General features: G+C 63.3%; 13 protein-coding genes. 5 read left to right on the plus strand and 8 right to left on the minus strand.

Going from position 1 to position 12,955, the window contains the following annotated elements:
* Positions 1-39 precede the first annotated feature (39 nt).
* From IPK70_04965 to IPK70_04985, 5 genes are all read left to right on the plus strand, one after another.
* Positions 40-2,532 (plus strand): DUF2309 domain-containing protein, encoded by a 2,493-nt coding sequence (locus tag IPK70_04965; GenBank protein MBK8226507.1) that lies wholly within the window; start codon positions 40-42, stop codon positions 2,530-2,532.
* Complete coding sequence (locus IPK70_04970) at positions 2,532-4,400, plus strand: hypothetical protein (GenBank protein MBK8226508.1); 1,869 nt, start codon at positions 2,532-2,534, stop codon at positions 4,398-4,400. The genes IPK70_04965 and IPK70_04970 overlap by 1 nt, the downstream gene beginning before the upstream one ends.
* 35 nt (positions 4,401-4,435) lie before the next feature.
* Complete coding sequence (locus IPK70_04975; protein MBK8226509.1) at positions 4,436-4,876, plus strand: 6-carboxytetrahydropterin synthase; 441 nt, start codon at positions 4,436-4,438, stop codon at positions 4,874-4,876.
* 130 nt (positions 4,877-5,006) lie between these two features.
* Entirely contained in the window at positions 5,007-5,747 is a 741-nt protein-coding gene (locus IPK70_04980) for a sulfite exporter TauE/SafE family protein (protein MBK8226510.1), read from the plus strand.
* Between the two features lie 33 nt (positions 5,748-5,780).
* On the plus strand, positions 5,781-6,332 hold the full coding sequence (locus tag IPK70_04985) for an inorganic diphosphatase (GenBank protein ID MBK8226511.1): 552 nt from the start codon (positions 5,781-5,783) through the stop codon (positions 6,330-6,332).
* Positions 6,333-6,449: 117 nt separating this feature from the next.
* Here the strand turns inward: IPK70_04985 and IPK70_04990 are convergent, their stop codons facing one another.
* The 8 genes from IPK70_04990 to IPK70_05025 form a co-directional block, all read right to left on the minus strand.
* A complete protein-coding gene (locus IPK70_04990) occupies positions 6,450-7,301 on the minus strand; it encodes a ChaN family lipoprotein (GenBank protein MBK8226512.1) in 852 nt (283 codons plus the stop codon).
* Positions 7,302-7,351: 50 nt separating this feature from the next.
* Entirely contained in the window at positions 7,352-7,696 is a 345-nt protein-coding gene (locus tag IPK70_04995) for a ribose-5-phosphate isomerase (protein ID MBK8226513.1), read from the minus strand.
* Positions 7,697-8,034: 338 nt separating this feature from the next.
* Positions 8,035-8,802 (minus strand): sulfite exporter TauE/SafE family protein, encoded by a 768-nt coding sequence (locus IPK70_05000; GenBank protein ID MBK8226514.1) that lies wholly within the window; start codon positions 8,800-8,802, stop codon positions 8,035-8,037.
* Between the two features lie 21 nt (positions 8,803-8,823).
* Complete coding sequence (locus IPK70_05005) at positions 8,824-9,465, minus strand: hypothetical protein (GenBank protein MBK8226515.1); 642 nt, start codon at positions 9,463-9,465, stop codon at positions 8,824-8,826.
* Positions 9,466-9,476: 11 nt separating this feature from the next.
* Entirely contained in the window at positions 9,477-10,961 is a 1,485-nt protein-coding gene (locus IPK70_05010) for an MFS transporter (protein ID MBK8226516.1), read from the minus strand.
* Positions 10,958-11,605 carry an aquaporin gene (locus tag IPK70_05015; protein ID MBK8226517.1) on the minus strand — a complete coding sequence of 216 codons (648 nt, stop codon included), beginning with the start codon at positions 11,603-11,605 and terminating at the stop codon, positions 10,958-10,960. The genes IPK70_05010 and IPK70_05015 overlap by 4 nt, the downstream gene beginning before the upstream one ends.
* Complete coding sequence (locus IPK70_05020) at positions 11,602-12,015, minus strand: arsenate reductase ArsC (GenBank protein MBK8226518.1); 414 nt, start codon at positions 12,013-12,015, stop codon at positions 11,602-11,604. The genes IPK70_05015 and IPK70_05020 overlap by 4 nt, the downstream gene beginning before the upstream one ends.
* Complete coding sequence (locus IPK70_05025) at positions 12,012-12,929, minus strand: arsenite methyltransferase (protein ID MBK8226519.1); 918 nt, start codon at positions 12,927-12,929, stop codon at positions 12,012-12,014. The genes IPK70_05020 and IPK70_05025 overlap by 4 nt, the downstream gene beginning before the upstream one ends.
* Between the last annotated feature and the right edge of the window lie 26 nt (positions 12,930-12,955).

The following is a 12,955-nucleotide window of genomic DNA, read 5'->3' on the forward strand; positions in this document are numbered from 1 at the left end:
TTTTGCGACGGGATGCGGATTGATCAGCAGGCGGCAGTGATGGGAGCGGACGCGTCCGAGACGGTGTTCGATGAGCATGCCGTGCTGCACGCCTTAAGGCACTATCTGCCCGCGCAGGCCCCGTTGAAGGATTTCATCCACCACAACACGCTGCACGCCTTCCAGCACATGCCTTTCCACGAGGCGCTCATGAAGGCCTCCCGCATCTTCGGGTACAAGGTGTACCTCACGGTGAACGAGTACCGCAGGCTTTTCCGCGAGGGGCGCATCCGGCCCGAGGCGCTCGATCGCGAGATCGTGGCCCGGCATGGCATCAATGGCCTCGCCGCTTGGAAGCATAAGCTGTTGGAGAAGCCCTACGACAATGCGATCGTGCCGCGCATCGGTTCGCTGCGCGCGCATTGGAAGCGCGACCGCCGGATCGACCTCGATGCGCTCACGCACACGCTGCTCTTCCGGGTGCTCAACAGCTACCTCGACCAAGGCATCGCCATCTGGAAGTTCCCGGTGTGGGACAAGGGCTTCCTGGCCAGCGTCCGTGAGCTGCAGCGCCATGCTTGGAGCGGCCTCCTGCGCGGCGAACGCGCCCAGCGCCTCCTGCTGGATGAAGGAACCGACATCGAGGCGTTGCTTGGATTGCTCGTAGGCGATAGCGCGCTCTATGCCGATTACCTCTTCGACCAGCAGTTCGCGCACAGCGGCTGGAGCGGCCTCGTGGCCGTGATCGAAGGCGCACCGGCGAGCCTGCTGGATCGCCGCCGCATCAGCCTGAAGGAAGTGATCCTGTTCGAGCTGTTATTGGAGGTGGACGCGCTGGACCGGCAGTTCCCCATGGGATGGCAGCCCTTGGCGGAGGGCATGAAGCACCGGCCCAAGCCCTTGTTCGATCGGGTCCCGGAAACAGAGGTGGATCAGGTGCGCGCGCTCTGGCAAGAGGCCTATGAATGGACCTGGTACGATGAGCTGCTCGCGGGCATCGACATGGCGGATTGGCTCAAGCGGACCGGGGAACGCACGCAGGCCATTTTCTGCATCGACGACCGTGAGTGCTCCTTGCGCCGGCACCTTGAGCACCTTGATCCTGGGTTCGGCACCTACGGGACTGCAGGCTTCTTCGGCGTGGAATTCCACTACAAGCCGGAGCACGGGAAGTTCCATACCAAGGTGGCGCCCGCCCCGGTGCAGCCCAAGTTCCTGGTGAAAGAGGTTGACAGCAGCGGCAGGATGCATCGCGACGTGCATTTCACCCGGCACGCGCATGGCCTCGTTGGCGGCTGGCTCATCTCGCAATCGCTGGGCTTCTGGTCGGCGCTCAAGCTCTTCGTGGGCATCTTCTGGCCCAGGAGCACGCCGGGCACCAGCGATTCGTTCAAGCATATGGATGGGCAGGCCAGCCTCACGGTGGAGCATTGCGGGCTCTTCGAGGATGGCCTGCAGGTGGGCTTCATGGTTCCTGAGATGGCCCAGCGCGTGGAGGCCACCTTGCGGAGCATCGGATTGGTGAAGGACTTCGCACCGGTGGTGTACGTGGTGGGCCACGGCGCCAGCAGCGTGAACAACCCGCATTATGCGGCCTACGATTGCGGGGCGTGCAGCGGAAGACCGGGCTCGGTGAATGCCCGCGTTTTCTGCCAGATGGCCAATCATCCCGGAGTCCGCGCGCTCTTGCGCGATCGCGGCATCGTCATCCCGGACGGCACGCGGTTCCTCGGCGCCCTGCACGATACCACGCGCGACGAGATCGCCTATTACGATGAGGGCACGCTGGACGAGGCGCAAGCCGCGGCCCACGCGCGCAACAAAGGCACCTTCGCCCAAGCCTTGGAACGGAATGCCAAGGAGCGCTCGCGCCGTTTCCCGAGCATCGATAGCACCATGAAAGGGGAAACGGTGCATGATCGCGTGAAGCGCCGCTCGGTCTCGCTCTTCGAGCCGAGGCCTGAATACAATCACGCCACCAATGCAGCGGCCATCGTGGGCCGAAGGGCGCTCACGCGATCCGTGTTCCTCGATCGACGAGCCTTCCTCAACTCCTACGATCCCTTGCATGACCCGGATGGCAACCTGCTGCTCGGCATCCTCAATGCCGTGGCGCCCGTGTGCGGCGGCATCAACCTCGAGTACTACTTCTCCCGGGTCGATAACCAGAAGCTCGGCGCGGGGACCAAGCTCCCGCACAACGTCATGGGCCTCATCGGCGTGGCCAACGGCATCGAGGGCGACCTGCGGCCGGGCCTGCCCGCGCAGATGATCGAGGTGCATGACCCGCTGCGGCTGCTGGTGGTGGTGGAGCAGGAGCCGCAGCTGGTGCTCCGCACCATCCAGCGCGTGGCCGCGACGCACGAGTGGTTCGTGAACGAGTGGGTGCAGCTGGTCACGGTGCATCCGGTGGACCGGAGCATGCACCGGTATGCCAAAGGAGCCTTCGTGCCCTTTGAGCCGTTCACGCGCGATTTGCCGCTCACCAGGGATGTGCTGCCGGACATAGAGCGTGTGGAGGGGAACGCGCACATCGCGATCATCGGAGCATGATGCACCTGCTGCTCCCCCTTTTCGTGCTCGTGCCCTTCGCCGGCTTCCTCATCAGCCTGCTGCTGAAGCGCCGCGCGGAGATGGCGCTCTCCCGCGTGGCCTACCTCACGGCTGCTGCGCAGGCCGCGCTCATCAGCGGCTTCATCGTGGCTTGGGCCATCGGCGGCTTCGGCGCCATCAACGTGAAGGAGCTGGTGCTCTTCCGGTCGGAGGACTACGAGTTCTTCATCGACCTCTACTTCGACCGCGTCACGGCCGTTTACCTCTTCATGGGCGCGGTGCTCACCTTCCTCATCACCGTGTACAGCCGGTATTACCTGCACCGGGAGCCGGGCTACAAGCGCTTCTTCAACACGATCCTCTTCTTCCTCACCGGTTATTCGCTCACGGTGCTCGCCGGCAACTTCGAGACGCTCTTCATCGGCTGGGAGCTGCTGGGCCTCTCCTCGTTCCTGCTCATCGGCTTCTACCGCGACCGTTACCTGCCCGTGAAGAACAGCGTGAAGGTGTTCAGCATCTACCGCGTGGGCGATGTGGGCCTGATCCTGGCGATGTGGATGAGCCATCATCTCTGGCACGAGAACATCACCTTCCACAAGCTGCACAACTATGTGCTCGTCCACGAACAGCTGGGCCAGCACACGCTCGTCGGGGCCTTCATCTCGCTGGCGGTGCTGCTCGCCGCTGCGGCGAAATCGGCGCAATTGCCTTTCTCCTCGTGGCTGCCGCGCGCCATGGAGGGCCCCACGCCGAGCAGCGCGATCTTCTATGGCTCGCTCTCGGTGCACATCGGGGCCTTCCTGCTCATGCGCACCTTCCCGTTCTGGGAGCATCAATTCAGCGTGCGGGTGCTCATAGCGCTTCTCGGACTCGCGACCGGATTGCTGGCCGCAGGCACCGCGCGCGTGCAGTCGTCGGTGAAAGCGCAGATCGCCTACAGCTCCATCTCGCAGATCGGCCTGATCTTCATCGAGGTGGCGCTTGGGCTCGAACTGCTCGCCTTGGTCCACTTCATGGGGAACGCCTTCCTGCGCACTTATCAGCTATTGGTGTCGCCATCGGTGGTCACTTACCTCATCAGGGAGCAGTTCTACCATTTCACGCCGCGCGAGCACAGCTTCGAGGATACCCTGCCGAAGCGGTTGGAGTACACCCTCTACGTGCTCTGCCTGCGCGAATGGGACCTGGACACCTTCATGTACCGGTGGCTCTGGAATCCCTTGAAGCGGTTGGGCCGGGCCCTCGACGCGCTGAACATCAACCGCTCCATCACCATCCTCCTCCCCGTGTTCATCGCTGGGCTCATCGCGCTCTGGCAGGTCGATCGGCTGGCGCCCGGGCTGCAGCGCGCTTTGCCCGTGTCAATGGGCCTCATCGGCCTCGTGCTCGTGCTGCGCGCCTTCACCGAGCGACGCCATGTGCGCCGCGCCTTGGCCATGGTGATCATGGGCCACTTCTGGATAGCGCTCGCCATCTCCTTCAACGAGCACTTCGATTTCAGCCATACGCTGATCTACCTCAGCGGCGTGATCGCCTGCGGCGCGCTCGCCATCATCGCCATCAACCGGCTCCGCCGCACGGAGCGCAACGTGGACCTCGGCCGCTTCCACGGGCATGTATTCGAGCATCCGCGCATCGCCTTGGCCTTCCTCATCGCCTGCCTGGGCATGGCGGGATTCCCCATCACGCCCACCTTCCTGGGCGAGGACCTCATCTTCTCGCACATCCATCCGGATCAGCTCGTCCTTGCCGCTCTGGTGGCGCTGAGCTTCGTGCTGAACGGCCTTGCCCTCATCCGCATCTATGCGCGCGTGTTCCTGGGCCCGCATGTGAAGACCTACCACGAGGTGGCGTACCGGTCGGCGTGATCGAGGATCGGCCGCCACGCCGATCTTCGCCGCCCATGACCTTTCCCCGCACCGTCCGAGTCACCAAGCGATTCAGCTTCGAGATGGCGCATGCCCTGCGCTGCCACGATGGCCAATGCGCCAACATCCATGGCCATAGCTACGTGCTCGATATCACCATCGAAGGCACGCCTGCCCACGCGCCCGGTCATCCCAAGGATGGCATGGTCATCGACTTCGCCGACCTCAAGCGGATGGTGAGGCCCATCGTGGACCGCTACGACCACGCACTCTTCCTGCACGATCGTGAGAAGGGGTCGGTGGACCTGTCGAACGCGCTCTTCGGCCGGGTCATCTTCACTTCCTATCAGCCCACCTGCGAGAACATCCTGCTCGCGATCGTGGATGAACTGGCGCCGAAGATGCCCGCCGAGGTGAGGCTGCGCGCTGCGCGGTTGCAGGAGACGGCCACGAGCTGGGCGGAGTGGGAGGGATGAGCATGAAGAATGCGGAATCCAGAATGAAGAACAGAAGAACGCAGAACCATCCGGGACGAAGGTGACCCTTGGATCCGTCGTTGCACGTTCTGCATTTTACATTTTGCATTCTTCATTCCTTATTCGCTGAATGGATCCCCACTTCCTCGCCCTTCTACTCTTCTTCGGCATCGCTGTGCTGTATAGCAGCGTAGGCCACGCCGGGGCATCGGGCTATCTGGCCATCATGGCGCTTCTCTCCTTCGCGCCAGAAACGATCAAGCCCACCTCGCTGGTGCTGAACGTCGCGGTGGCGGGGATCGCGAGCTGGCGCTACCTCCGCGCGGGCCTCTTCGATGCGCGGGCATTCCTGCCGGTGATCATCACCGCGATGCCCTTGGCCTACTTCGGTGGCGCTTTGCAGTTGCCCGCGGCATGGTTTGCGCGCGGTGCTGGCGCCTTCCTCGTTCTTTCCGCGGCGCTCATGGCCTGGCGTGCGATAATCGCTGCACAAGAGCGCGAACCGAGCGAGCTGCCACCATGGCTTGGGGCCTTGATCGGCGCGCCCATCGGTTTCCTCTCGGGCATCATCGGCGTGGGTGGCGGCATCTTCCTCTCACCGATCCTGATCGCAGGCCGATGGGCCGCCGTTCGGCATGTCAGCGGCATTGCCGCGCTCTTCATCCTGATCAACTCCTTGGCGGGGCTCTTCGGATCGCGCATGGCGGGGGCCGTCTTCGACCCCTACCTGCCGTGGTGGTTGTTGGCGGTGGTGCTCGGCGGCATCATCGGTTCCTGGCTGGGCGTGACGCGGTTCGGCGCCCGGGCCATCCTCTTCGTGCTCTTCGCGGTTCTGATCACGGCAGGGGTGAAGTTGCTGATGGCATCGTGAACCTGCATCTTCCGATCGACTGATCTTCGCCGCATGACCAATCCCTGGCACGACATCTCCACCGGCGATCACGCCCCGCAACGCGTCAATGCGATCATCGAGATCCCCAAGGAGAGCAAAGGGAAGTACGAGTTGCACAAGGCAAGCGGCTTGCTGATGCTGGACCGCGCGCTCTTCAGCGCCGTGCACTACCCGGCCAACTACGGCTTCATTCCGCGCACTTACTGCGACGACAAGGACCCGCTGGACATCCTGGTGCTCACCAGCCTCACGCTGCCGCACCTCTGCCTGGTGGATGCCACGGTGATCGGTGTGATGCGCATGGTGGACCAGGGCGAGGCCGATGACAAGATCATCGCGGTGGCCTCCAACGACGAGAGCGTGAACCACATGAAGGATGTGGCCGACCTGCCGCCGCATACCGAGATCCAGATCCGACGCTTCTTCATGGACTACAAGACGCTGGAAGGCAAGGAGGTGAAGGTGGAGAAGTTCCTGGGCAGGGAAGAGGCGCTGCGGATCGTGGAGGAGGCGATTGTTCTGTACGGCCGCACCTTCGCTGATGGCTCCGCCGAGCCGCAGTAGCAGGTTCCGAATGGAGGGCGCGAGTCGTTACTGGGTTTTTTCATGCGGATCGATCGCCAGGACTGACCTACTCCGGGCTGAGGCCATCGATCATGGACGAACCGCTACCCGCTTCTCTTAGTAACTCCCTGGCACTGCCGCATCCACGCAGAGGATGACATCGGCCTTGCCGAGGTGCTCCGCATCGAGCGTCTTCAATTGCTCTTGAGTCACGGTGGCAATGGTGAATTGCCTCAGTTCGGAACGTGCGCGGCGCAAGTACCATCCGATGCCCTCGTGGAAATCGCTGTGGTATGAGCCGTTGAAATGCAGGAAGCGCGCGCCGGCCTTCGCGTGCTGTGCGATGAAGTGCGCCATGGTGGCATCCTTCAGCGCCTGGGCCATCACCATTTGGGGCGTGCCATGCCCTTCCATCATCTCCAGCATGGCCACATAGCGTGGGAGCGTTGCATCGAAGGGGATGGGCAGCGGGGCCATGAAAGCGCGCTCCGCTGCGGCCACCGTATCGAGCGCCGCGAAGCCGCCTTTGTTCACCGCACGCGCGAAGCGCCGGGGCACGTTGCACGCGATGAAGGGCAAGCCCTTCTCCTTCGCGAAGTCCACTAGCGGAGCGTAGTCGGTGGAATGGTTCTTCCACAGGCGCGCTAGCGTGTCCAGGCCTGCCTGATCAATCTCGCCGCGCAGGTAGCGGTCCAGCGCCGCCTGGTCGTCGGCCTCGATCATCTCAGCGCCCAGCACCAGCGGTCCGCGTGCTGCCAGCTCGCGCGCCATCACCAGCTGCAGCCAGTGCGCGATGGAATTGTTGTGCAGCTCGCCGAAGAGGACCACATCGGCAGCGCCCGCCTTCGCGAGCATGCGCTTGTGCGATAGCGGCTTGCCTTGCGCATCGAAGAGCGCGTAGGCCGGCAGCACTTGGGCCCGAGCAGTGGAAAGGGACAAGAGAAGCAGGCATGTGACCAGATGGCGCATGCGGTGAAGGAACGGATTGTCGTGATTCGATGGATGACGGCGTGGATCCCTCAGTTCGTCCACACCGCGTAGCCCTTGCTGCGCAGCTCTTGCGCAAGGCCCTTCTCCACTTCCAGCGCCTCTGCCCGGCTCAAGGGGCCGATGTCCCGGTACAGGCTCGGCCGCAAGTAGCGCCCGTATTTCTGCACGATGCTGCTGCTGAGCTTGTGCCCCTTCTTGCTCAGCGCGCCGGTCTTGTGCTGTGCGAGGCGCTCTTGCGGCGTCTTGCTCGTCATGCCCACGTACACGCATTCCAGCACGCCGTTGTACTGCGGATTGGCCTCGCGGAACCTGCGGTCCTCGGTGTAGACCTTGCGGGCGAGCTCGATGACGTAAACGGTGTAGGCGGTGGGCATGGGCGAACCGGTGATGAAATTCCGGCTGCGCCTGTAAAGGTCGGGTTTGGCCTTGGCAGTGGCCGTTGGTCACGATGATGCATCCTCACTGCATCAACCAGCACTCATGAGCCGGTTGATCGACCTGCACATGCGCAAGGAATGGTGCTTCGCCGAGAGAATCGCAACCGCTATGTAGCTGATGTGCGGGTTAAGAACGTCTTCCTCAAGGCCTCCCTCGAGTTCACCACCATGAACGGGGAATTGAACCGGGTCCTGTAGCTCAGCGACGAATTGATCCGGATGATTGACCGTGAATTCATCAAGGAAGCGCGTTGGCGCATCGGATCCGGGGCGGATCAAATCGTGCCCGATGCCAGCAGCCCTGCGATCGCCAGGATCAGCACTCCCACGGTGAGCTGCACGCCGCGCAGCGTCACTTTCGGGATGAGCTTCTTGCCCCACCACGCACCGGTGAAGGCCGCAAGGGTGGCAGCAAGCAATAACGGCCACTGCTCCTTCGCCATGATGAGGATGTCGCCGCGCGCATAGGTGGGCAGGCGCGTGAGATCCACGAGGCAGGCGACGGCCACGCCCGTTGCGATGAAAGCCTCCTTGGCGAGTCCACTGCGCAAGAGGAACACGCTCCGCAACGCGCCTTGGTGACCGCTGAGCCCGCCGAAGAAGCCGCTGATGAAGCCGCCGGGCACCATCCAGCGAGAAGGCAGCGAGAGCTGGTTCATGGTATTCGAGAGCTCCAGAAGCCCGAAGACCAGCATGAGCGCTGCTATCACGAGGTCCAGCGGATCCACCGGATGCAGCACGCCGGGATAGAGCGGTTCGCGCGCTCCCAGCTGGAGCATGAGCCGAGCGCCGAGGTAGGCACCCGCGATACCGGGCACGCCGAAGCGCAGCACCGTGGGCCAATGGATGTCCTTCCAGAGCAGACCCAGCTTGAAGAGGTTGTTCAGCAGGTGCACCACCGCCGTGAGGCCGATGGCCACCTCCAGCGGGAAGAACAACGCGAACACCGGCAACAGCAAGGTGCCCAGCCCGAAGCCGCTGATGAGCGTGATGAGCGATGCGGCGAGCGCGACGGCGGGGATGAGGAGAAGGGAGGCTTCCATGCGCGCAACGAAATCCGCTTTTCAGCGCGGGTTGGTTGGCATCAACAGCACACGCTCCTTCTTCACCGGCGCCGACCAGGTGAGGCCGAATCGCTCGACGTATTTCTCCAGCGGTTCAAGTCCCACGGCAGCCCTGCGCTCGTTCACATGCTCCTCATCCGCGATGGGTTGCACGAAGCCCTTGCCATCCTTCCAGCCGATTTGCGATCCGAAGATCTGGGGACGGCCATGGTTCACGGCTACACGGTCTTCGAGCATGGCCAGTTGGTGCGGCTTCGCAGCGCCGCGTTCCACGGCTTCGCGCATCAGCTCGAGGTATTCGGCCTGCCGGCCAGGATGAGCATCGGCGTGCTGGATCACCAGGAAGAGTGCGGTGTTCGCCTTGTGGCCGATCGCATCCTCACCCAACCATCCCGCACTGTCCATGATGGCCATCACGCGCTGCAGGTTCAAGCTGTCCTGCATGATCATATGCGCGATCACGCTGTCCTTTTGCGCACCCGGGATGTAGTGGTGCACGTTATTCCGGTCGCGCTGATCGAGGTCGTATATGCGCTCGAGCTCGACGCGAAGTGACTCCATTGGTGCAGAGCGCGCCGCTGGCCCTTGTGCGTGCGCGTGACCGGCCTGGAAGAGTAGCACCATGAAGAGGAGCATTCGCATGGGCGGGGTGTTCAAGTCCAGCCCAATGTACCGCCGCACAACCACCAGGTCCGTTCGAAACCCAGGTCGCGGAGCACCTGCGCGGCCTGGGCACTGCGTCCACCTCCTTTGGCGCACACGGTGACGATCCGCTCTTTAGGCGACCACTCCCTGACGCGTTCAATCAACTCGGTGATCGGGATGTTGATCGCTTCGGGCAGGTGTCCGCTGGCGTATTCCTCGGGGCTGCGCACATCCACCACGATCACGCTGGGCTTTCCAAGCATAGGCTTCAGGTCTTCCGGGTCCAGGCACTTGCGCTCGCTGGGCATTCGCCACCACACCACCACGCCGCTGAGCACCGTTACCGTACCGATGGCGAGAATGGAAGCGGTGATCCCAAAGCGATCTGCTATGAGGCCGGTGATCAGCGCGCCGATGGCATAGCCGAGGTCACGCCACAGGCGGAACACGCCCACGGCCTCACTGCGCTGTTGCGGATGCGTGTGCGCGGCGAGCACTGCGAGGAACGTGGGGTAGACCAGCGCGGTGCCGAGTCCGAGCGCTGCGCTGAGCGCGATGTAAGCACCTTGTGCATGCACGAATGGCAGACCGAGGATTGCGAGGCCTTGCAGCACCATCCCGATGATCAGCAGCGAGCGACGGTTCACATGATCGGCGAGCTTGCCGGTGAAGAGCTGGCCAAGGCCCCACACGGCGGGGTACACGGCGGCGATGAGGCCGATGCGTTCCTGGCCGAGGCCCTCGTTCAGCAGCAGCACGGGCAGCAGGCCCCACAGCATGCCGTCGTTCAGGTTGTTCACCAGCCCGGCTTGAGTGACGCTGCCCAGCGTGCGGTGCGTGAGGCTGGCCTCCACGAACACGCGCTTGAGTTTCGGGATCGCGCTGGTCACACTCTCTGCCGCTACATGGTGCACGGTGTCCTTCACCCAAAGCAGCGTAAGCAACAGGCCGATCACCGCGATGCCGATCCCCACCTGGAAGGGCACCGGTCGCGGACCGTACTGCGCAGCCAGATAGCCGGTGAGGAAGGCCATGCCGCCCACGGCGAGGTAACCGGCGAACTCATTGAGGCCCATGGCGAGGCCGCGGTCCTTTTCGCCCACGAGGTCCATCTTCATCACCACGGTGCTGCTCCACGCGAAGCCTTGGTGGATGCCAAGCAGGATGTTCGCCGCTACCACCCACGCCCAGGCATCGGCGTAGATGAGCATGAATGGAACAGGAAGTGCCAGCAGCCATCCGGTGATGAGCAAGGCCTTGCGACCATAGCGCCCGGCAAGCCTTCCGGTGAAATAGTTCGCCAACGCCTTACTGACGCCGAAGGCCATGATGAAGCTCAGCGCAGCGGCATGCGAAGCGACCCCGAACTCAAGCTCCGCGAGCACGGGCAGCACGGTGCGTTCGACGCCCACCATGCCGCCCACGAATGCGTTGACGATGACGAGCAGCGTGAACTGCTTCCAATTCGCGCGGAGGCCGAGCGGGGTATTCATGCCGAAAGTGAATTCCGGAGCCAGGACCAAGTGTTGGCGGCCAGCAGCGCCCCAAGCACCGGAGCAACGATGTAGATCCATAGCGCCCGTAAATCACCCGAGACCAGCGCCGGTGCGATGCTCCGCGCCGGGTTCATGCTCGCCCCGGTGATCGGGCCGGCGAAGAGCGCCTCCAGGCCAACGACCGCACCGATGGCGATGCCGGCCATCACGCCCACCTCCTTCGAGCCATGCGCCACCTGCAGGATCACGAGCATGAGGAAGTAAGTGAGGAGTACTTCCAGGATGAAACTCTGCATCTCACTACCGGTAGGGAAGGTGGCGCCGAGCGTGGCGTTCTCCGGGAACATGAAGCGCAGTGTCAGCGATGCGAGCAACGCGCCGCTGAGCTGCGCGACGATGTAGGGCGCGGCCTCTTTCAAAGGGAAGCGCTTGGCCACCACGAACCCGATCGTCACGGCCGGGTTCAAGTGCGCGCCCGACAAGTCGCCGAACGCATAGATCATCGCCAGCACGATGAGCCCGAAGGTGGCCGCAACGCCTAAGTGCCCGAGCGCGCCGGTCTGCTCGTTGATGATGATCGCCCCCGTGCCCGCGAAGACGAGCGCATAGGTCCCGATCAGCTCTGCGACGTAGCGCCTCATGCATGCTGCGCGATGAAGTCCTTGCAATAGGCCTTGATCTCGTCGCGCACCCGACGGAATGCAGCCATGATCTCCGCTTCAGTGCCCGAGACCTTCGCCGGGTCGGTGAAGTCGCGGTGGTGCTTCTGCGCGCTGGTGGGGAACCAAGGGCAGCGCTCCTTCGCGTTGTCGCACACGGTGATCACATGATCGAAGGCAAGGTCGCGGTACTCGTCCACGTTGTTGCTCGTGTGGCGACTGATGTCGATCCCGTCCTCCTTCATGATCGCGATCGCGCGTGGGTTCACGCCGTGCGTCTCCACACCTGCGCTGAGCACTTCGACCGCGGACCCGCCGAAGTGCTGCAGGTAGCCGTGGGCGATCTGGCTGCGGCAGCTGTTGCCGGTGCAGAGCACGAGGATGCGCATCAGCAGCAGGTGCTATCGATCCCGTAGCCGCAGGTTTCACCCGTGGCCAGCTTCACCTTTTCGGTGCCCTCGGCGTTCGGTGCGCAGCAGGCGTCCTTCTGGGTCACTTTGCCGGGTTTGTGCGCCGATACCGTGATGCTGAAGGTGCCAGCGCCGCTGGCCTTGTAGGCGGCAATCTCATCCGCACTGAGGTACTTGGAGAGAATGTCGTCCGGCAGATTGATCGGCTTCCGTTTCTGGATCGTCACCTGCTCGAATCCGAGGTCGTGGATGATGCCGAGGTATTCGCTCTCCGGTAAGGCACCGGCCACGCAGCCCGCATACATCTCGGCGCTTTCCTTCAACCGTGCGGGGATGTCACCGCGCAGCACCACATCGCTGATGCTGAAGTGGCCTCCAGGCTTGAGCACGCGCAGCACCTCGCTGAAGGCCTTGCGTTTGTCGGGCACCAGGTTCAGCACGCAGTTGCTCACCACCACGTCCACGATGTTGCTCGTGAGCGGCAGCGCTTCGATGTCGCCCTGGCGGAACTCGACATTCTGGTAGCCGAGCTTCTTCGCGTTCTCCTTCGCCTTGGCGATCATCTCGGGTGTGAAGTCCACGCCGATCACGCGGCCGTCCTCACCGGTCTCGTGGCGCGCCACGAAGCAATCGTTGCCTGCGCCGCTGCCCAGGTCGAGCACCGTGTCGCCCTTCTTGATTCCGGCGAATTGCGTTGGCAGCCCGCAGCCCAGCCCGAGGTCCGCGTCGGGGTTATAGCCTTCCACCTGGGTGTAGTCATCGGTCATGATGTTGTAAACCTCCGTGCTGCAGCCACCGGCGCCGCAGCAACTGCTGGCGTTGGTGTCCTTGTCCTGTTGGGCGATCTCCGCGTACCTGGCGCGGACCATGTCCTTGGTCTCTTGAGCGGTGTTCATGGTTCTTGGTTGTTGGGGCGCGTCAT

This window comes from Flavobacteriales bacterium, from assembly GCA_016712535.1.
GTDB lineage: Bacteria > Bacteroidota > Bacteroidia > Flavobacteriales_F > PHOS-HE28 > PHOS-HE28.